The sequence below is a fragment of the Chryseobacterium sp. Leaf201 genome, assembly GCF_001421435.1.
GTDB lineage: Bacteria > Bacteroidota > Bacteroidia > Flavobacteriales > Weeksellaceae > Chryseobacterium.
Window position 1 is genome coordinate 45,138 of the sequence record NZ_LMKA01000001.1, and the last position, 20,912, is coordinate 66,049.

General features: G+C 38.2%; 15 protein-coding genes. 5 read left to right on the forward strand and 10 right to left on the reverse strand.

Annotated elements, in window-relative coordinates:
- Window positions 1–185 precede the first annotated feature (185 nt).
- From ASE55_RS00230 to rpiB, 4 genes are all read right to left on the reverse strand, one after another.
- On the reverse strand, window positions 186–1,115 hold the full coding sequence (locus tag ASE55_RS00230; RefSeq protein ID WP_056213882.1) for an LD-carboxypeptidase: 930 nt from the start codon (window positions 1,113–1,115) through the stop codon (window positions 186–188).
- Window positions 1,112–1,798, reverse strand: coding sequence for a LysE family translocator (locus ASE55_RS00235; protein ID WP_056213887.1), 687 nt, complete (start codon window positions 1,796–1,798; stop codon window positions 1,112–1,114). The genes ASE55_RS00230 and ASE55_RS00235 overlap by 4 nt, the downstream gene beginning before the upstream one ends.
- A 246-nt stretch (window positions 1,799–2,044) precedes the next feature.
- Entirely contained in the window at window positions 2,045–4,198 is a 2,154-nt protein-coding gene (gene rnr, locus ASE55_RS00240) for a ribonuclease R (RefSeq protein ID WP_056213893.1), read from the reverse strand.
- A 289-nt stretch (window positions 4,199–4,487) separates the two neighbouring features.
- Window positions 4,488–4,922, reverse strand: coding sequence for a ribose 5-phosphate isomerase B (gene rpiB, locus ASE55_RS00245; protein WP_056213896.1), 435 nt, complete (start codon window positions 4,920–4,922; stop codon window positions 4,488–4,490).
- Between the two features lie 566 nt (window positions 4,923–5,488).
- Here rpiB and ASE55_RS00250 point away from each other — a divergent pair.
- On the forward strand, window positions 5,489–6,679 hold the full coding sequence (locus tag ASE55_RS00250) for a phosphoglycerate kinase (RefSeq protein ID WP_056213899.1): 1,191 nt from the start codon (window positions 5,489–5,491) through the stop codon (window positions 6,677–6,679).
- 552 nt (window positions 6,680–7,231) lie between these two features.
- Here ASE55_RS00250 and ASE55_RS00255 read toward each other — a convergent pair.
- The 6 genes from ASE55_RS00255 to ASE55_RS00280 form a co-directional block, all read right to left on the reverse strand.
- Entirely contained in the window at window positions 7,232–8,053 is an 822-nt protein-coding gene (locus tag ASE55_RS00255) for a class I SAM-dependent methyltransferase (RefSeq protein WP_056213904.1), read from the reverse strand.
- 103 nt (window positions 8,054–8,156) lie between these two features.
- Window positions 8,157–10,019, reverse strand: a complete 1,863-nt coding sequence (gene mnmG / locus ASE55_RS00260) for a tRNA uridine-5-carboxymethylaminomethyl(34) synthesis enzyme MnmG (protein ID WP_056213905.1) — start codon at window positions 10,017–10,019, stop codon at window positions 8,157–8,159.
- Between the two features lie 220 nt (window positions 10,020–10,239).
- Window positions 10,240–10,650: an rRNA maturation RNase YbeY gene (gene ybeY, locus ASE55_RS00265; protein WP_056213907.1), complete on the reverse strand. Its 411-nt coding sequence runs from the start codon at window positions 10,648–10,650 to the stop codon at window positions 10,240–10,242.
- Between the two features lie 7 nt (window positions 10,651–10,657).
- On the reverse strand, window positions 10,658–12,817 hold the full coding sequence (locus ASE55_RS00270) for a patatin-like phospholipase family protein (RefSeq protein WP_056213909.1): 2,160 nt from the start codon (window positions 12,815–12,817) through the stop codon (window positions 10,658–10,660).
- Between the two features lie 3 nt (window positions 12,818–12,820).
- The gene (locus ASE55_RS00275) at window positions 12,821–15,268 is read right to left on the reverse strand and encodes a bifunctional UDP-N-acetylmuramoyl-tripeptide:D-alanyl-D-alanine ligase/alanine racemase (protein WP_056213910.1); all 2,448 of its coding nucleotides are present in this window, start codon (window positions 15,266–15,268) and stop codon (window positions 12,821–12,823) included.
- Between the two features lie 213 nt (window positions 15,269–15,481).
- Window positions 15,482–16,075 (reverse strand): thymidine kinase, encoded by a 594-nt coding sequence (locus tag ASE55_RS00280; protein WP_027387281.1) that lies wholly within the window; start codon window positions 16,073–16,075, stop codon window positions 15,482–15,484.
- A gap of 61 nt (window positions 16,076–16,136) precedes the next feature.
- Here ASE55_RS00280 and ASE55_RS00285 point away from each other — a divergent pair, with 61 nt between their 5' ends.
- From ASE55_RS00285 to ASE55_RS00300, 4 genes are all read left to right on the forward strand, one after another.
- Entirely contained in the window at window positions 16,137–17,672 is a 1,536-nt protein-coding gene (locus tag ASE55_RS00285; RefSeq protein ID WP_056213913.1) for a hypothetical protein, read from the forward strand.
- A gap of 8 nt (window positions 17,673–17,680) precedes the next feature.
- Window positions 17,681–18,355, forward strand: coding sequence for a 16S rRNA (cytidine(1402)-2'-O)-methyltransferase (rsmI, locus tag ASE55_RS00290; RefSeq protein ID WP_056213916.1), 675 nt, complete (start codon window positions 17,681–17,683; stop codon window positions 18,353–18,355).
- 508 nt (window positions 18,356–18,863) lie between these two features.
- The gene (fabG, locus tag ASE55_RS00295; RefSeq protein ID WP_056213918.1) at window positions 18,864–19,607 is read left to right on the forward strand and encodes a 3-oxoacyl-[acyl-carrier-protein] reductase; all 744 of its coding nucleotides are present in this window, start codon (window positions 18,864–18,866) and stop codon (window positions 19,605–19,607) included.
- 8 nt (window positions 19,608–19,615) lie between these two features.
- The gene (locus tag ASE55_RS00300; RefSeq protein WP_056213922.1) at window positions 19,616–20,812 is read left to right on the forward strand and encodes a DUF6056 family protein; all 1,197 of its coding nucleotides are present in this window, start codon (window positions 19,616–19,618) and stop codon (window positions 20,810–20,812) included.
- Window positions 20,813–20,912: the final 100 nt, after the last annotated feature.

Here is a 20,912-nt window from a genome sequence, read left to right on the forward strand (position 1 = left end):
TTTAATTAAAGTATTGTGAGTTCATCAATCCAATCTATTCTTCGTCAGAAAGAGTTTTATCTGGCTTTTTATAATAGAAGATTTCAAATTTAAAATCAAAATTTTCATAAATGCAAATGTCAACACTTCTGAGTACCCCTGTTATTGAAGGAGAATAGCTGTATTCTACTAGAACATTTTCCATTTTAAAATTCAATTTCTACCATATCGTCAATCTTTATCTTGATATGGCTTCCGATAATCAAAGGCCGGTTATCTTTAATATGTCCGTTTGGAAACCCGAAAATTACAGGGAAATCATACTTTAAAATTCTTTCTGAGATTAATTGATATGCGAATTCATCAAAACTTTCGTTATATTGGTTATTCTCTTTTTCATCGCCCATATTGGTCATTCCACCGACAATCAAGCCTGAAATTTTATGAAAAACGCCTGCCAGTTCCAGGCTCATGATCATTCGGTCAAGCGCATAAAAACTCTCGCCGATATCTTCAATAAATAAAATTCTGTTTTTAAATTTAAATGAATATTCTGTCCCGAGAAGGGCATAAATCAGGGCTAAATTTCCGCCGGTAAGCTGTCCTTCAACGGTGCCTGCCCTGTTTAACTGATGTGATGCAAAACTGTATTCCGGTTTTTTTCCTTCCAGAATATCGAAAATCAGATCATAGCTTTCATCAGTTACTCCAAAACTTGAAGTTTTAACAGTCTGTCCATGAACGGAAGCAAACCCTTTTTTCAATAAATAACTCTGGACAACCGTATTATCGGAATATCCGATGTACCATTTCGGACGGTCTTTAAAATCACTGAGTTCTATATGTTTAATCAGATGCTGACAGCCGTAACCGCCTCTGGAAGCCCAGACTGCAGAAATTTCACTGTCATTTAAAGCCCAGTTAAGGTCTTTTATTCTTTCCTGTTCAGTTCCTGCGTAATTGTATCCGTTAGAGAATTTTGTGTACACATGCTCTCCTAAAACAGGTTCATAGCCTTTATTTTTAATCATGGCAATCCCTTCCTCCAGCTGGGATGCCTCTACAGCTCCTGCGGGAGAAATAACGGCTATTTTATCGCCTTTTTTAAGGGATTCCGGAAAGATTATTTTTTTCATTTCTGCTTTTGGTATTTTACTTCTGTTTTTTCTGCTTCTTCCAAACGCTTATCAAACTGATTGAACTTTTTAAAGCTCTGTAAAAAGATAAAGAAACTGAAGCCGATAAGAATTCCGCCGACAATCTTCCTGATCCTGTTCGCCAATGTCTGGGTCAGCCGGTCATGAAACTGTTTGGCCAGAAAAATTTTAATAAGGTCTATGAAAAGGTAAGTGCCGATGACAATGCCGATGTATAAAATAAAATTGCCGGTATTCGGATACTGATTCCTTACGGAAATTACCGTTACCAGCCAGAAAAGAATGACCCCCACATTTAAAAGATTAAAGAAAAAGCCATTAATGAATGTTTTAAAATAGTTCTGACTGATGATTTTTTCTTCACCGGACATATGCATCTTGGTTTTGGTAAGCATCATTATAATACCGTAGGCAAAAATGAGTATTGCCGTAATCCTGTAAAAACCGGGATGCTTGTCAATTAAAGTTACAATATCTGCACTCGCGTAATAAGCTGCCAGAATACACAGCAAATCTGCAGAAATCACCCCGATATCCAGAGCCAAAGCATGTTTCGGGCCCCGGGAAAAGCTGGTTTCGATGAGAAGGAAAAAAATAGGTCCTATAAAAACCAGGCTCAGCATAAATCCTAATACGATGGCAGATAATATAAGTTCAAACATTGATTATGGGTTTCAGAGCCAAATTTAAAGATTATATTTTTATCTGGGTTTAAAAACGTTGTTGTTTTAATTTTCAAAGAATGCTTTCTTATCGATTATCATGCTTTCAGCCTCATTAAAGGAAACCAATTCTGTACTACTTATAATCTGCAAACGATGATAATCAGCTATAAAAACAAAAAAGACCACAAATTGTGATCTTCAGTATATTAAATGGATTTCGTTCTTTCAGAACCTATAGATTAATTATTCAACAATCTTAAAGTCCAGCTGCTTTTGGATTAAGTTTGCTTTTACCACTTTGATCTTCACCTGGTCTCCCAGCTGATACCGGTTGCCGGTTCTTGAACCGTAAACGGCATGGGTAGCTTTATCATAGGTGTAAGAATCATCCATCAGGTCTCTTAATTTAATCAGGCCTTCTGCACCGTTTTCAGGGATTTCAACCCAGAATCCGAATTCTGCCACACCGGAAATTACCCCTGTGAAAGTTTCTCCCAGATGTTTTTCCATGAATTTCACCTGCATATATTTAATGGAATCCCTTTCTGCATCTGCCGCCAGCCTTTCCATGGAGCTGCAGTGTTTTGCTTTTTCTTCAAGTTCTGCTTTGTTCGGGGATTTCCCTCCGTCCAGATAATGCTGCAATAACCGGTGGGCAAGCAAATCGGGATATCGACGGATAGGAGAGGTAAAGTGGCTGTAATAATCAAATCCGAGTCCATAGTGACCGATTGGTTCCGTAGAATATACAGCCTTGCTCATGCTTCGCATCGCCAGTGTTTCAATCATATTTTCTTCACCCTTGCCTTTTACATCCTGTAACAATCTGTTTAAAGACTCAGCTACTTTTTTGGTATTGGCCAGGTCCATTTTATATCCGAATGTAGAAACAAAATCCCTTAGCGATTTTAGTTTTGCCGGATCCGGATCATCATGCACCCTGTAAATAAAGGTATTCTGACTTAAATCTCCTCTTTTGTTCAGGGAAACAAATTCTGACACTTTTTTATTGGCCAGCAACATAAATTCCTCAATCAGGTGGTTTGAATCTTTACTGATTTTAAAATATACCCCGATAGGACTATTGTTTTCATCTAAATTAAACCTGACTTCACTTCTATCAAAAGTAATCGCTCCGTCCTTAATCCTTTTCTGACGCATGATTTTTGCCAGCCTGTCCATGACCAGGATCTCTTCTTTGAAATCACCTTCCTGTCCTTCAATTCTTTCCTGGGCTTCTTCGTAAGTAAACCTTCTGTCTGAATGGATAACCGTTCTTCCAAACCATTGGTTATGAATTTTTGCATCATCATCCAGCTCAAAAACAGCAGAAAATGTAAATTTATCTTCATGCGGGCGGAGTGAGCAGACATCATTACTTAAAACCTCCGGAAGCATCGGCACTACACGGTCTACAAGGTATACTGAGGTAGCTCTCTGATAGGCTTCATCATCCAGCATGGTCCCCGGAACCACATAATGGGAAACATCTGCAATATGGACACCGATTTCCCAGTTCCCGTTTTCTAATTTTCTGATAGACAATGCATCATCAAAGTCTTTGGCATCTTTAGGGTCAATGGTAAAGGTAGTAATCCCACGCATATCCCGGCGTTTTGCCACTTCATCATCATTAATGCTCCTGTCTATTTTATCGGCATCTTTTTCCACTTCTTCAGGGAATTCATACGGAAGCCCGTATTCTGCCAGGATAGAATGGATTTCGGTTTCATGTTCTCCCGGTGCGCCGAGCACCTGGGTGATTTCACCTTCCGGATTTTTATCTCCCGGTCTCCATTCCGTCATTTTTACAATTACCTTATCGCCGTCTGCAGCGCCTCCGAATTTTCCTTTCGGAATAAAAATATCTGTATTGATCGTTTTTTTGTCACACACTACAAATCCGAAATCTTTATGGGTAACCATCTGCAGTGTCCCAACAAATTCCGTTCTGGATCTTTCCAGAACTTCCAGTACCGAACCTTCCAGTTTCTTTCCTTTATAGGTATAGGTTACAATGAGTACTTTATCACCCTGCAATGCATCTTTTACATTTTTGGAATGGATGAAGACATCATCTTCAAGTCCTTCAACGGTAACATAAGCATTCCCCGACTGGTTAAAATCAATTATTCCGGTTAAGGTTCCTTTAATATCAAGGTTGATGATATATTTTCCTTTTTCAGGCTCTTTAATGCGGTCAGCAGCCTGCAGCTTGTGTAAAGCCTGGATAACAAGCTCGCGTTGTCTTGGATTTCTATGGTCAATTCCGTCTGAGATCTGTTTGTAATTGTAGATCTTCGTAGAATTTTCATTCATGAAACGCAGGATCAGCCTTCCGATTTCCTGGAGCTTATGGTCATTTTTCTGACTTATATATTTTCCTTTTTTTGGCATTTTATTATTATTAATGGGTTATAGTTTTAATGATATTAAAACCATTTAAATTTACCGTTTATAATCAACAGCATCAATTTTCCTACCAGTCTTTCGACAGCAGGGAGCTTTTAGTTTCTATAAATTTAATACAAATATGGAGAAGAGAAGAGGAAAACCTTCTTTTAAATATCTTTTAAAATGATAGAGGCAGTGCAGGAATATTCGGCGTATCCTATTCCTTATATGCTGCAAATATACAGAATAAAAAATAAATAAGGCTTACCGATTGATTGATAAGCCTTTATATTTAGCAAAATGCAATTTTATCTACTCTGTTCTGATGCCTTCCGCCTTCAAAGTCTGTTGAAAGGAATTTATCTGCAATTTCAATCGCCAGTTCCTTAGATATGAACCTTGCCGGGATGGAAATCATATTGGCATCATTATGCTGTCTGGCCAGTGATGCAATCTCCGGCATCCAGCAAAGCGCGCAACGGATCTTCTGGTGTTTGTTTGCTGTGATCTGAACTCCGTTTCCGCTTCCGCATATTAAAATACCGAGTTCATTTTCTCCGTTTTCAACGGAAGCTGCAGCCGGGTGCACAAAGTCAGGATAATCCACACTGTCTGTGGAAAACGTTCCAAAATCCTGAACCTCAAAGTTTTCTGATAAATAGTTCTTAACAATCTCTTTATATTCAAACCCTGCATGGTCTGCGGCAATAGCGATTTTTCTTTTCATAATACCTGTATTAAACTTTTTTAGATGTATTTCCGGACAAAGGTAAGAATAATAACAAAGTCTGTTAGTCGTTCGGGAGTAAATTGTGAACAGCAATGTGAATAACTGTGGATAACTCCGGTAAAATAAATGTTTCGTAACATTATAAAAATGTGTAATGGAAAGGACGCCCAAAAATTCCGGGACAAACTTCGCAAAACTTTCCTGCACGAACTCACCGGTTTTTCCGGAAATCAGTTATCCATAATCGAAATTGGGGAAAAGTTACTAATATTTGTTAGTAAGTACCTGAAAAATCAGATTTCCAGCAGATTATAATGTAAATAAATTGTGAATTGATCAGAAATTTCATGTTATAAAGATTTTATACAAAAGTTATCCCCTAAACTCACAACACACAACAACAATAGCGTATTCTTTTTTTATATAAAGAAAAAATTGTTGGTTAATGGATGTTGGGCTTGCGGAGAACATTCTTAAAAACTTTTCTGAAAACTTTTAATGGGCTGGCGCATTTCCAAATTTTTAAAATCTTACATTTGTGAAAAGAAAATTCTGGGTTATTTATGAAAACAATCAATGATTTCAATTTTAATGGTAAGAAGGCTCTGGTAAGAGTAGATTTCAATGTTCCGCAGGACGACCAGCTGAAAGTTGCAGACAATACGAGAATTGCAGCGGTAAAGCCTACGGTAGATAAAATTCTTAAAGACGGAGGTTCCGTTATCCTGATGGCGCATTTGGGAAGACCTAAGGGCGAGGTAAAGGACGAGTTCTCTCTTAAGCATATTACAGACGAGGTTTCCAAAGTTTTAGGGACGGAAGTAAAATTTGTTGAAGACTGTATCGGGGAGAAAGCTGAACAGGCAGCTGCTGATCTTAAGCCGGGCGAAATTTTATTGCTGGAGAATCTGCGTTTTCATAATGAAGAGGAAAAAGGTGACCGTGATTTTGCTGAAAAGCTTTCACAACTCGCTGATACTTATGTGAATGATGCCTTTGGAACAGCGCACAGGGCACATGCCTCAACCGCTGTGATTGCTGAATTCTTTACTTCGACTAAATTTTTCGGTTTACTGATGGCTGATGAATTAGAAGCCATTGATAAAGTTCTGAAAAGCGGCGAAAAGCCTGTAACGGCTATTTTAGGTGGATCTAAGGTTTCAACTAAAATTACCATTATAGAAAATATACTTCCGGCTGTAGATAATTTAATCATCGGCGGAGGAATGGCTTTCACTTTCATCAAGGCACTGGGCGGAAAAATCGGGACTTCACTGGTGGAAGAAGATAAATTATCCCTGGCTCTTGAGATTTTAGGAAAAGCAAAAGAAAACAACGTAAAGGTATATCTGCCTTCTGATGTCATCATCGCTGAGAGCTTCAGTAATGACGCGGAAAGAAAAGAATCAGATATTTATACAATCCCTGAAGGATGGATGGGTATGGATGCAGGCCCGAAGTCCAGAGATCAGTTCAACGATATCCTTTTAAACTCAAGAACTATTTTATGGAACGGTCCGATTGGAGTTTTTGAAATGTCGAATTTTGCTGCAGGAACTGTTGCACTTGGAGACAGCATTGCTGAAGCTACAAAACTGGGTGCTTTCTCTTTAGTAGGAGGGGGAGACAGTGTGGCCTTCGTAAAGCAGTTCGGTTACGATGATAAAGTAAGTTATGTTTCTACCGGTGGGGGAGCAATGCTTGAAAGTCTGGAAGGTCTGGAGCTGCCCGGCGTTGCCGCAATTAATAAATAATAAATTTCATATACAATTTTTAAAGTCCACTGCATTAGAGTGGACTTTTATTTTTAGCAACCTAACCTGTTAAATAATTAATATTTTCTAAAATTATTTAAAACACTTAAATTATTTTAAGCTTTCCTAAATTCTGTCATTAAATTCCACTTTAGAAAAAATTAAAAATTTTCAAAACTCAGTGTCCTTCTATAAAGTGATAACAGCTTCCTTAATAAAAGTTAAGCATGTGCAATTTCAAATAGGCAGTAAAATAATTATACTATTTTATTTTTAATAGACTGTATTCTGAATTTAAAATTAAAAGTATAAATAGTTTCGTTATCAGAATCTCAACAATAACATCAGATTTAAATATTCCAGAATTTATAAATTTTACCTGTCTTGAATACTAAGAGGGTAGGGGAGGAGCTGACTATGCTATAAAATAGGAACCTTTATTCTGACTGGTTTAAATTTAAATAAAAAACCTCAGAAAAATTTTCCGAGGTTCTGATTTTTAATCTTAATACGTGAAAATTGACACTCATAAATGGGCCAAAAACAGCGTTTCTACTTTTTTTCGATAACGTATATCAAACTTGAAAATTCGTTTGAAAAAAGGGCATTTATGTTAGAAATTGTTCCGTAAACCACCGCTTTTATCCAAAAAAGAGATGATTTTTTATATTTTTCGCTCAACATGGAGATGTAATAGGAATCTAAAACCAAAGGTTTGATTTTTCTCATTTTCCAATTCGGTTTTTTGGAAATTAAGTTTTCCATTCCTTTTTTTGAAAAATGATAGACATGCCGGGGAACATCGTATGCTGCCCAATATTCCCTGTAATGTTTAGCATCGTAGGAAGTAGGATTTGGTACTGCAATAATCAACAGTCCTTTATCTTTTAATTTTCTGTTAAATATTTCAAGCATTTCATCCTGGTTTTCAATATGCTCAAAAACATGCCATAAGGTTATGGCATCCAGACTCTTATCCTGAATGAGATTAATATCATCTAAAATAGCTGCTTTTGAAATTTTATGCTGTGCTGCTTTTCTTGCGTCGGCATCCGGTTCAAACCCAAATGTTTCAAAATCATTTTCAATGTATCTTACAAATTCTCCAGCGCCACAGCCGTAATCTAAAACTTTCGCTCCTTTTTTTATTCTGTCTAAGAGAATGGTCTTTTTATACTGCAGATTGAAAGACTGCAGAAATTTATACAGTTTTTCTTTCAGGCTGCCTGAATCCTGATGATGAGAAATATAATCTTCACTTTCATAATATCTGGAAATATTGGATGGAATAGGGGAGGTCTTAAAAACCCCCTGAGTTTCGGTTTCTTTAATTTCAAATATTTCCTGGGAAAGAAAATGATCTTTAATTTTCATTGTATGTTATTATTTAAAATAAAATTTGAAGCTTTTGTAAGCCCCAAATTTTAATTAATTTTTCAAAAATATTTTTTATGTTTCACGTGAAACATATTCTTAATTATCTTCCAAGATACACTAATAAAACATTAATGTCGGCAGGAGAAACACCGCTGATTCTTCCGGCCTGTGCAATGGTCTTTGGTTTCACATTGGCCATTTTCTGTCTGGCTTCTGCAGAAAGACTGGAAATTTTAGCATATTCAAAATCCTCCGGAATCTTAATATTTTCAAGACGGTTCAGTTTGGCCACATTTTCCTTTTCCTTTTCTATGTATCCTTTATACTTGATATTGATTTCAGCCTGTTCTCTCACTTCATTACTGTATTGAGACGCTTTTTCTTTAATAGCTTCAATATTTTCCAGTTTTTCAATCGTCATATTAGGTCTGGTAAGAATCTGTGCTGCTCTGTACGCCTGGTCTACAGGATTACTTTCAATACTTTCCAATATCGGATTAATCATTCCCGGCTTTAAAGAAGTTTCCCGGAGAAAGCTTTCAAGTTCTTCACCTTGAGCTACTTTTTCTTCCACCTTTTTCAGTCGTTCTTCTTTAGCGAGACCTAAGTCAAAAGACTTTTTGGTTAACCTGATATCTGCATTATCCTGTCTCAGAAGAAGCCTGTATTCTGCCCTTGAAGTAAACATGCGGTACGGTTCTTCCGTTCCTTTTGTGATCAGATCATCAATAAGAACCCCGATATAGGCTTCATCCCTGTTCAGGATAAATTCATCTTTCTGATGTACTTTATTGTGGGCATTGATCCCTGCCATTAATCCCTGTCCTGCCGCTTCTTCATAACCGGTTGTCCCGTTGATCTGCCCTGCAAAATATAAATTTTCAATCAGCTTTGTTTCTAAAGTATGTTTTAGCTGGGTAGGGGGGAAGTAGTCATATTCAATAGCATAGCCCGGACGGAATACTTTCACGTTTTCAAATCCGGGAATGTGTTTCATGGCTTTCACCTGTACATCCTCCGGTAATGAAGAACTGAATCCGTTGACGTAGATCTCAACTGTTTTCCAGCCTTCGGGTTCTACGAATAACTGATGCCTGTTACGCTCTGCAAAACGGTTGATTTTATCTTCAATGCTAGGGCAGTATCTCGGTCCTAAACTTTGAATCGTACCATTGAACATCGGGCTCCTGTCAAAACCTTCACGCAGAATATCGTGTACCGTTTCGTTGGTATAAACGATGTGGCAACTTAATTGTTTGGTTAATTTAGGCGTATCTAAGTAACTGAATTTTTGAGGATTTTCATCACCCTTCTGTTTTTCCATTTTAGAATAATCCAGGCTTCTTCCGTCTACTCTCGGCGGCGTACCGGTTTTCATTCTGCCCGCTTCAAAACCTAGAGAAACCAACTGCTCTGTAATTCCGAAAGCTCTTGGTTCACCCATTCTTCCGCCTCCCAATTGTTTATCTCCTACATGGATCAATCCGTTCAGGAAAGTACCGTTGGTCAGAACTACGGAATGTGCTTTTATCTCGATACCTAAAGAAGTAATAACGCCTGCTACTTTATTGTTTTCAATAATAAGCTGCTTCACCATATCCTGAAAGAAATCAAGATTGGGTGTATTTTCTAATGCAAGACGCCACTCTTCTGCAAAAAGCATCCTGTCATTCTGTGTCCTCGGAGACCACATAGCCGGACCTTTGGAAAGGTTGAGCATCTTAAACTGGATGGCAGATTTGTCGGCAATAATTCCTGAGTATCCTCCTATTGCATCAATCTCCCGTACAATCTGTCCTTTTGCAATTCCTCCCATTGCGGGGTTGCAGCTCATCTGTCCGATGGTCTGCATATTCATGGTAACCAGAAGTGTTTTAGAACCCAGGTTGGCTGCTGCGGCTGCGGCTTCACATCCTGCATGTCCGGCTCCCACCACTATCACATCATATGTTTCTGAAATCATTTTTACGCTTGTTTTAAGCCTTATATTTTAATTTTTTCTTATTAATGTTTCACGTGAAACATTCTACCGGAATACGTGATTGAATCGTCTGTATTGCGGTTCTTTTAGCCCCGATTGCAGCATTTGTCTGAGCTCATTTTCTTTTTGTAAGAAAAGAAAATAGCGAGTGCGGAAAGCGGGATTAAGCTCCTTAATAATTTAAGTACACTACTTAAATTACCTAATGCTCATACTTTGCTAAATAAAAATCTTCTTTACTTCGCATTACCGTTTCTTCTTCCTCTGTTTTATCTTTATATCCGCAAAGATGAAGAATTCCGTGAGCCAAAACCCTTCTGAGTTCTTCTTCATATTCTTTGGATAGGGTAGAAGCGTTGTCTGAAATGCGCTGCAAAGATACAAAAATCTCTCCGCTTATCGTTCTGCCTTTTACATAGTCGAAGGTAATGATGTCTGTATAATAATCATGCTGTAAATAGTCCTGGTTTACCTTCAGTAAATATTCGTCGTCACAGAATATATAATTGATATCCCCGGACTTTTTTCCTTCAGAAATAATAATATCTTCCAGCCATGCTGTGTACCCTGTACTTACAGATTCCGGTACATTTTCGTAAAAAAATTGTATCATGATGTAATTAAAACCAATGTCCTAGAATGACACTGAATATGCCTTTTTGGTTATTTTTAAGTGAGTGGCTAAAGTTGATCTTGATCTGCCCAAACGGAGATTTATAGCCTGCCGTTAATCCGATTGAGCTGTAATTCAGTTTTACGGCATCTTCAAAACTTATATCATCAGACAGATTGGCTAAAGAAAAGTTTCCGCTTATAAAATAATTTTTGTTGAATTTAAACTGCACATCATTTGAAACCAGAATCACATTATTGGTGCTGAGCTGCCCGAAATAAAATCCGGAGAAGCTTCTGAAATTAACCAGGTTCTGTTCAAAGATTCCTCCCAAACGGTATTGGTAAAACTGAGGAAGATTTTCTCCTATGGTAATTCCGCCGTACAGATTAAGACGGTAGGCAAACTGTTTGGTAACGGGGAAATTAATTCTGATATCCGCTTTTACCTGTACGAGCCTTTTATCGACTTCAGACTTTAAAAGATCGATTACTTTTCCTTCAGCATTAATATAGATTCCGCGGGTAGGGAAGTCCTTATCATCCTGCGTATCGCTTTTCAGAAAAACGTAAGGGTTTAAAAAACGGTTATACCGCTTATTGGTTCCGTTGGCTTCCGCTTCAAAGTAGTCATTGCTGATTCCGCCGCCTACAGCAAACTTATCTTTCCAGATAGACTGGATATAGACTTCATTCCTCAGCCACATCCAATTTTCTGTATTGTTATTATCGGCATCCCGCAGGTCAAAACTCATTCCGGAAGAATAGATTCCAAAGCCGGGAATGTAGCCGTTGTCGATGAAATAATTTAAGTAATATCTTGGTTTATCTCCTACAATAACATCCAGGGAAAGATTGGAATTTCTAAAAAGAAGCCTTTTGGCTGAATAGTTCAGCAGCAGTCCGGTTTTAAAGATTTCGTCATAGTGCAGCCCGAATTTCACAAAATGCCTGGAATTATCTTCGGTGACATACAGCTTAAGGTAATTGGCATTATTCTCCGTAACGATGTCGTAATTAATGAATTTATAATTATTGGTGGCAACAAGCTTATCTATTTTTTTATTGATGCTTCCGTAGGTCTGAAGAGAGGGGAGACGCAATCCCATTTTTCCGAGGACGTAGTTTTCGCCGTAAATCCGGCTGCCTTCTACGGAAACACTGTCTATCTTATAGACGTTGGAATAGATCGGATTTATATGCTGCCTGAGGCGGTCAAAAGGGCGTTTCGGAAGTTCATTCAGGATCTCTGAATATTTAAGGCCTTCAGCATATCCGCTGTCGAGAATTTTTTTCTTGTCATCATAGCTTGTAGCGGTCATCCCTTTCAGATCAGGCTTGATATTGATGTCCGTGTATTTGTACTGCCTGCGGGTATCTTTTTTAATGCCGAAATCAATAACCTGATTTAATATAGCCACAATGCTGTTCAGGTCTTCCCGTTTTGAAAGATCCTGGTTAAGATCCACACCGATGACAATATCAATGCCTTTATCTTTTAATGGTTTTGAAGGATAATTTACCGTCATGGCGCCGTCGATATAAATACTGTCCCCAATCTTTACAGGATCCATCAGCGATGGAAAAGCAGAGCTTGCCATGATAGACTGCACCAGATCTCCTTTCTCAAAAATTTCCATATTCCCGCTTTCGAGATTGGTGGCTACACACATGAAAGGAATCGGCAGCTTTGAGAAGTCATTGATATTGGAAACATTCTTAAAAAGCTCTTTCAGTAAGTAAACATTTTTCTGCCCGGTACTGATGGAAGAGGGAAGGGTAATCTTACCGTTTTTAAGAGGGATTGATAAAAGGTATTTGTCTACAGACTTATTAAAAAATGTGGTTTCCTGACGGGTAGCTTTGGGATCCAGGATCAACGAATAGAAATCCGTATCCATAACAATCTTTTCAATTTCTTTCCCGGAATATCCTGAAGCATACAGGCCGCCGACAATAGCACCCATACTGGTACCGGAAATATAATCTACTTTTACGCCTAAAGAATCCAGCACTTTAAGTACACCTACGTGGGAAAACCCTTTAGCTCCGCCACCGGCAAGCGAAAGTCCGATCCTTGGGTTATTGGGAATCTTCAGGCCGTTCTTCACCTGAGAATGAATCAAAAGCATTTGAAATGCAAATACAAGGATCAGGAACTTTTTCATAAGTTAATCTTTTATATAAATCCGTTTCACCCTCGGCGAAATGGAGGTTAATACTTCGTATGTGATGGTTTTGCAGTAGGCCGCAAATTCTTTCAGGCTCGGTTTTGCGTTAAATATGGTAACCGGGTCACCTTCCTTTACATGCGGAATATGGTCAATATTGATCATCATCATATCCATGCAGATACTTCCTACGATGGGTGCCAGCATTTTATTGATTCCTACGCTTCCTGTCTGATTTCCGATGAGCCTCGGGATCCCGTCTGCATATCCTACAGGGATGGTCGCAATCTTTGTTGTATGCTCTGCTTTAAACCGTCTGCTGTATCCAACCGATTCTCCCTTTTCCACTGTTGAGATCTTAGAAATAACCGTTTTGAAACTTACCACGGAATGCAGCTGTTTCTGTATCTTATCATTCGGCGATTCTCCCAGCATCCCGATGCCTATCCTCACCATATCATACTGATGATCGGTATAACCGGTAATTCCTGAAGAATTCAGAATATGTCGCATAGGAGCATAGCTCAGTTTTTTTATTAAATACGACGAATTTTTCTCGAATATTTTCAGCTGTCCCAAAGTGAATTCTTTTTCATCCGGTAGATCTGAAGACGAAAGATGGCTGAAAATACTTTGAACCTGAAGATTCCTGTGATTTAAAATTTCACTCAGCCCGTCTAATTCACCACCTTTAAACCCCAGGCGGTTCATCCCGGTCTCCAGTTTGATATGGACAGGGTATTTTGAATCATAACCCGATTTCTGAACTGCTTCATAAAACAGTTCCAGAACCCGGAAACTGTAAATTTCAGGTTCCAGGTTATACCGGATTACGGTTTCATAGCTATGCTGTTCAGGATTCATCACAATGATAGGGACGGTAATTCCTTTCTTGCGGAGTTCTACCCCTTCATCTACGAAAGCTACCCCGAGGTAATCTATATGATGGTGCTGCAGGAACTCTGAAATTTCATAGCTGCCCAATCCGTAGGCATTGGCTTTTACCATTGCCATCATTTTGGTAGCAGGCTTCAGCAGCGATTTATGGAAATTGATATTATGAAGAATTGCATTCAGATTAATTTCCAGTACCGTATCATGCTTTCTGAGTTCAAGGATTTCTTTAAGCCGTTCAATTTCAAATTTTCTGGCTCCCTTTAAAAGGATTATCTGGTTTTCTATTTCATTAAGATGCTTGCTTTCAATCAGTTCCTGCGTATCAGTAAAAGTAAAAGTTTCAGCTTTAAATAATTCACTGAAATTTGATATTTCATTACCGATAAGAAATACATGATCGAATTTCTGCTCATTCACCAGTTCGGACACTTCTTCATACAGTTGGTGATGGTTTTCATTCACGCCGATCATATCCGTTAATACCAGAGATCTTTTCTGCTTATTGTATTCATTTAAGAACTGCAGCGCGGTTTTCAGGGAATCCAGATCCAGATTGAAATAATCATTAATAATGATATTGTTTCTTACACCTTCCACGGCCTCAAGACGCATTTCCACGGCCTTTAATGAATTGATCTTCTCAATAATGTTCCGGTTTTCAATATTCAGTTCTTTCAAAACGGCAATCAGGGCCAGCGCATTCGTCAGAGTAGCTTCATCCCTCTGATGTACCGGAAAACTGATCTCTTCCTCAAAATAAAGAACCACGGCATTATCATTTTTAGAAACATCCGCCTTAAAGCGTACCTGGTTGTTTTCTTTAAGGCCGTAAGCAATTAATTTTTTACCTGAATACAGTGCTTTTATCTTTTTGTCAACCAACAGATTGTCTCCATTGTAAATAATCACTTCAGAGGTTTTAAAAAGCTTTATTTTTTCATTGATTAATGCTTCTTCATTTTCAAAATTCGCCAGATGGGCAGTGCCTATATGGGTAAGCAAACCGATCTGCGGATGGAAGATTGATTCCAATATTTCCATTTCATGAGGCTTCGAGATTCCAACCTCAAAAATCCCCAGTTCATGGGCTGGATTGATCTGAAGCAGAGAAAGCGGAAGGCCAATCTGGGAATTGAAACTTTTAGGGCTTTTTACCGTAGAAAATTCATTCCAGAGGCATTGATAGAGCCATTCTTTTAAAATGGTTTTCCCGTTGCTTCCGGTAATGCCTATAGACTTAAGCTGATTGTTTTTGAAATGACAGCGGGCCAGGGCCTGAAGAAAAGCAATGGAATCTTCAACAATAATCCAGGTAATATTCTCGAACTGAGGATACCGGTGTTGTGAAATAATCACGGTAATTCCCCGGGCAATGGCAGATTCAATAAACTTTTCCCCGGAGTTTTTCTGGGTATTGATGGCAATAAATGCCGTATCCCGGGTAGAATAGATAATCCTGCTGTCAAAAGCGATATTTCTGATCACTAATGTATCATCTCCAATAACCTGCGCATTGGTGATCTCTGCAATCTGTTGTATTGTATAGTTCATTGGTACCTGTCTGCTGTATTGCTTTCTTTGTCGGACCGTTTCAAAGATCCTGAGAATTATATTATGTGTTTATAAGCTGAAAATTAAGTATTTCAATAAGATCTGCTATACATTTATTGAAATAAAGTCCGTTCTTTAAGACCTACGTATAAAGTATCTACCTTTAAACATATTCTGATGTGACAGTTAAATTACGCTTTAACCTTAGCTAATTTAATTATTTTTTCTTTTCAAAAGCACTTCATCAATGAAAACACGGCGGCTTACTGCTTCATAGCTTTCCGTTTCACCCAGTTCCACCAGATTATTGCCCTGAGAAATCCTCATGGAATAGTTGGCCAGGTTTCCGGTCCTTTTGCAGATGGCGTGTACTTTCGTCACATACTCTGCAGTGGCCATAAGATTCGGCATCGGTCCGAAAGGCCGGCCGAGGAAGTCCATATCCAGGCCTGCAACCACTACTCTTATTCCGCTGTTGGCCAGTTCATTGGCTACATACACAATGCTCTCGTCAAAAAACTGCGCTTCATCAATTCCTACCACGTCACAATTGGAAGCCAGCAAAAGAATTTCATTTGGGTTTTCCACCGGTGTACTGCGGATCTTGTTCTGGTTATGGGAAATTACATCCTCTTCGGAATAGCGCGTATCCAGTTTCGGTTTAAAAATTTCCACATTCTGGCCTGCCATTTCTGCCCTTCTGAGCCTCCGGATCAACTCTTCGGTTTTTCCGGAAAACATTGAGCCACAAATAACTTCCATCCAACCGCTTTGTTTGGAATGATTAATTGTATTTTCTAAAAACATTTGTTAAATTAGCCGTATATTTTTAAGATCAAAAGTAAGCAATTTTAATAAGATTCTTAATATGCACAACATCCAAGATTTAAAGGAAAAGATTTTTTTTGAATCCAAGAATATCATCCGTATTCTGGACAGAATAAACCACGTTGATGAGTTAATTTCCAGGAAAGATCTTGTGGATGAGCTTGCCGAAAAGATGACATTTTTAAGTTTGCTTGAAAAAAATCTGCAATATGCCGGAGATGGAAAATTTTCACCGGTTCCTGAAAATAAAGAGGGCTTCCCATTAATAAATACCTTTGCTGAGGAACAGAATCAAAACTATGAGGTTACCGAAGAAGAGGCAATCTTTAATAACAGGCTGAACGAAATTGATGAAAACAGGCAGGAAGCTTTCTCGATGGGCGTTACAGAAGAGGAGGCTATTTTCAATAATCAGCTGAATGAAATTGTTGAAGGCGAACTTCATGAGACGCTGGTAAATCTTGCTGAAGAAAATGCGGAAAGAGAAATTACTGAAACCTCAGGAGAGAGAAACCTGAATGAGATAACGGAAGAGGAAGCAGTTTTTAATAATCAGCTGAATGAAATTGATGAAAATGAAAATTCATCGTCCAGCGGAAGCACATTCAATTTTATAGATGAAGAAAGAATTCTTGCAGATTCCGAGCCTGAGGATGACGGGGATATGGATGAAGGAATGTTTGACGAAAAAACAACCCGGGAAGAAGCCGTTTTTAACCATCAGCTGAATGAGATTGATGAGTTTGAAAATGAAATTTCCGAAGATGAGGGCAATGTAACTGAATTTAATGAAGAAGAAAAAATTCAGGATCAATTTGAATCCCATATAAAAAATGAACAGAAGGCTACGGAAACAGCCCATCACATCCCAAGCATGTTTGATATGGAGCCACTGGAAGAGGAAGATATGCTGATCGAAGAAAATGAAGAACAGTTCAATCTGCCGCATATCCTGATAGAGCAGGGTGAAATACCGACAGAAACTTCTGATCCTGAAAACATAGTTAATGAAATCAAGAATGAATCGGTGGCTGAAGAAAAGCAGGAACCTTCAATTTTAGCAGAAATTAACGACAGGAGAAAAATTGTTGAAATTAACAGGCAGGCCTCTGAAATAACCAGAGATACCCCTGCTTCTGATGAAAATTTTGAAAGTCAGGAAACATATCAGGAAAAAAAGATAAAACTGGCCAATATAAAAGGCTTAAAAGCGGTCCAGTCGCTTTTCGGAGATGACCATTTAGAAATAAAGTGGCCTGAAGAAAAGCAGGATCCCGTACATAAAGAAGAAAACACCGGAAGTATTTTAAAGACCAATATCCCGACCGGCTTTATGGAAGCGGAAAAGAAAAAGCCTGAGTTTAAACTGGATCTGAACGATAAAATTGCCTTTTCAAAAACACTGTTCGGGGGAAGCCAGTCTGAGCTTAATGAAGTGATAACAAGGCTTAACAGTTTCAGAACACTGGAAGAGGCAAAAGAGTACCTGAGTGACCTTTACTATTCCAGAAAATGGAACAAGGTAGATGAATATGCCCAGCGTCTCTGGATACTGGTGGAAAATAAATTCTTATAAATTACATTTTGAGCGGAATCCTATATTTTGTTCCCACACCGATCGGGAACTTGGAAGACATGACCTTCAGGGCAGTAAACGTGCTGAAAGAAGCAGATTATATTTTATGCGAAGACACCAGGACTTCCGGAGTCCTTCTGAAGCATTTCGAGATTTCCAAGCCTTTGAAATCTTACCATCTGCATAATGAGCACCAAACCACGGAAAAGATTATAACAGACCTTAAAAGCGGTCAGAATATCGCCATTATTACCGATGCCGGAACTCCCGGTATTTCAGATCCGGGCTATCTTCTGGCAAAAGCCGGTGCAGACAGCCATATAGAAATGATCTGCCTGCCGGGTGCAACAGCTTTTGTTCCGGCACTGGTGGTATCCGGGCTGCCGAATAATGAATTCCTGTTTGCCGGTTTTTTGCCTCAGAAAAAAGGGAGGCAGACCAAACTCAAGCAGCTTGCTGAAGAGAAGAAAACCATTGTTCTGTATGAAAGTCCGCATAAGATCAATACAACGCTGGAGCAGATTAAAGAATTCTTCGGAGAGGAAACCAAAGTGAGCCTGAGCCGTGAAATTTCCAAAAAATTTGAAGAAACCAAACGGGGAACCATTATCGAGCTCATTGAATTCTCAAAAAGTAAAACCTTAAAAGGGGAAATCGTCCTTATTATCAATAACTCAATCTAGAGCCTGCTTAAATTTATTTCTCAAATAACTTCTCGTTGAATATTCAGATCACACAGATTTTTTATGTGCATTAATCTGCTGAATTCAAAAATCAGGAATGATAGAGTTAGAATTCTGATTCTAAAATTTATAAAGTTTCAAGGCTGATGAAACCGGTCCTTAGCTGGCAATTTGTAGAGGTTAATCCTCTGGCTTTGTCAGGCAAATGAATAATATATTCCTTAATAAAATTAGGGAGCATAATTAATCGCGGCCGATTGCTTTTTTCAGTATAAAACGATAATTTTCTATAGAAGAAGCTATAATTTTGCAGATAATAACAATACAGCGCAGTTTTTATGACAGAAAGCATTATAAAATTATGCTAAAAAAATGATTTCAAATGCATTGAATAACATTTTATAATATCTTTGCGCCTGATTGTTGTAATAAATTAAATACTGTATATTAGCCCGTTTTACAAAACGGCTGGTCATGGTCAGGTTATAAAGAAATAATTGTCTTATATATGAAACTATTAGAAGGAAAAGTAGCATTAATAACGGGAGCTACAAGAGGAATCGGTAAGGGTATTGCTGAAATGTATGCACAGCAGGGAGCAAAAATAGCTTTCACTTACGCCGGATCTGTAGATAAAGCAAAGGAATTAGAAGCAACTTTAAGTTCTGTAACTCAAATTAAAGGTTACCAATCTGATGCATCTGACTTTGATGCGGCTCAAATTTTAGTTGATGAAGTAATGGCAGAATTCGGACAGATTGATATTCTGATCAACAATGCCGGAATTACCAAAGATAATCTGCTCTTGAGAATGTCTAAAGATGATTGGGATAAAGTATTGAGAGTTAACCTGGATTCTGTATTTAATCTTACCAAAGCGGTGATCAAACCGATGATGAAGGCAAAATCAGGATCTATTATCAACATGACTTCCGTAGTAGGGATCAGCGGGAATGCAGGACAGGCCAATTATGCAGCTTCAAAAGCAGGAGTAATCGGGTTTACTAAATCCGTTGCTCTGGAACTGGGTTCAAGAAATATCCGTTGTAATGCAATTGCCCCTGGATTTATTGAGACTGAAATGACAGCTGCACTGGATGAAAAAGCCACTCAGAAATGGGCAGAGGCCATTCCGATGAAAAAACTGGGGAAAACCTCAGATATTGCCAATGCGTGTGTGTTTTTAGGAAGCGATATGGCGTCTTATATCAACGGGCAGACCCTGAATGTTGACGGTGGACTGCTGACATAAAAAATAACATGAAATCCGTACAGAATATTGTATTGTTTTTGTCGGTTTTACTATATATCGGTCTGATTTACATTTCTTTTTTTAATGTATATCAGACCGATGATTATATATTCACGTACAGTACAAAAAGACTTGGATTATCAGGGAATATCCGGGATTTCTATATGAACTGGGGAGGAAGGTATTTCGGCTATACCATTAATATGTTCAACCCTCTTTCTCATGATCCGGAAAATACCGTTCCGAAAATTTACCCTGTCGTTTTACTTTCTTCTTTTATTGTGGTTGTTGCCTTAAATTTTAAGCAATATTTCAGGTACCCACTTGCAGAATCTTTCAGAAAAAGCCTTTTGCTGTTCTTTTTTTATACGGTTATGCTGGTAAGCCTTCCCGAACATTATTATTGGTTTACAGGTTCAAATGTTTATTTTCTCTCCGCCATTCTAGGTGGGCTTTTACTTTTGTTTTACGGAAAATTCCAGGATTCAGGAAAAAAAGGCTGGCTGGCTTTATGTATTGTATTGACTATTATAATAATGGGCTCCAATGAAATACTGGCATTGATTCTGTTAGGAATTCTGGGCGTTTTATACAGCAGAAACCGGTCAAAAGCAACCGGTATCTTATTGTTGGCAGGAAGTATAGGACTTCTGATCAGTTTTATGGCACCCGGAAATTTCAGGAGAATGGGGGATTCTGCTGATGTATTTTATATAAAGTGGCTGAAGCGGATTGCTTTCTTTGGCTTGAACAATATTTATATTGCACCTAAGGTAATTTTAATTGTACCGCTTTTCATAGCTGTTTTTGGAAAAGAACTTGATATAATCAGAAAAAAAATCGATTTTAAAAATGCCGTCATCATCTGGAGTATTTCTGTTTTGCCGTTGCTTCTCTTAGGGTATATCATCAACAGCATCGGACGGCAGTTTGAAAGTATTCTTTTCTTCTATCTGGTTACATTGTCAGTTGTGGTAACCTACAGATTCAGGAATATCCGGAAATTCTGGTGGGCAGGTATAATTATCGTATTCTTACCGGAAACAAATATTTTACCGAAAAAATATGCGAATTTTAATATTGATTATAATGTCAACAATATCATTAAAGATGTCGTTTTTACAGATCTTAAGGCTTATGACAGGGAAATAGAACAGGATTTATACAATTCAACACGCAAAAGAAGATTCTTTAGTGCTGGATAAAATAAAAACGGTGCCCAAAGCCCTGTATTTCGATGAACTTTCTTCTGTACACGAAGAAAAAAAGTATGTAAATGATCAGTTACAGAAATATTTCAATAAA

Bases quoted from the DNA above. Each gene is read 5' to 3' on its own strand.
- ASE55_RS00270 (WP_056213909.1), bottom strand. From the start codon at position 12,817: ATGAAAAAGTTCCTGATCCTTGTATTTGCATTTCAAATGCTTTTGATT.
- fabG (WP_056213918.1), top strand. From the start codon at position 18,864: ATGAAACTATTAGAAGGAAAAGTAGCATTAATAACGGGAGCTACAAGA.
- rpiB (WP_056213896.1), bottom strand. From the start codon at position 4,922: ATGAAAAGAAAAATCGCTATTGCCGCAGACCATGCAGGGTTTGAATAT.
- ASE55_RS00235 (WP_056213887.1), bottom strand. From the start codon at position 1,798: ATGTTTGAACTTATATTATCTGCCATCGTATTAGGATTTATGCTGAGC.
- mnmG (WP_056213905.1), bottom strand. From the start codon at position 10,019: ATGATTTCAGAAACATATGATGTGATAGTGGTGGGAGCCGGACATGCA.
- ASE55_RS00285 (WP_056213913.1), top strand. From the start codon at position 16,137: ATGCACAACATCCAAGATTTAAAGGAAAAGATTTTTTTTGAATCCAAG.
- ybeY (WP_056213907.1), bottom strand. From the start codon at position 10,650: ATGATACAATTTTTTTACGAAAATGTACCGGAATCTGTAAGTACAGGG.
- rnr (WP_056213893.1), bottom strand. From the start codon at position 4,198: ATGCCAAAAAAAGGAAAATATATAAGTCAGAAAAATGACCATAAGCTC.
- ASE55_RS00275 (WP_056213910.1), bottom strand. From the start codon at position 15,268: ATGAACTATACAATACAACAGATTGCAGAGATCACCAATGCGCAGGTT.
- ASE55_RS00230 (WP_056213882.1), bottom strand. From the start codon at position 1,115: ATGAAAAAAATAATCTTTCCGGAATCCCTTAAAAAAGGCGATAAAATA.
- ASE55_RS00250 (WP_056213899.1), top strand. From the start codon at position 5,489: ATGAAAACAATCAATGATTTCAATTTTAATGGTAAGAAGGCTCTGGTA.
- ASE55_RS00255 (WP_056213904.1), bottom strand. From the start codon at position 8,053: ATGAAAATTAAAGATCATTTTCTTTCCCAGGAAATATTTGAAATTAAA.
- ASE55_RS00280 (WP_027387281.1), bottom strand. From the start codon at position 16,075: ATGTTTTTAGAAAATACAATTAATCATTCCAAACAAAGCGGTTGGATG.
- ASE55_RS00300 (WP_056213922.1), top strand. From the start codon at position 19,616: ATGAAATCCGTACAGAATATTGTATTGTTTTTGTCGGTTTTACTATAT.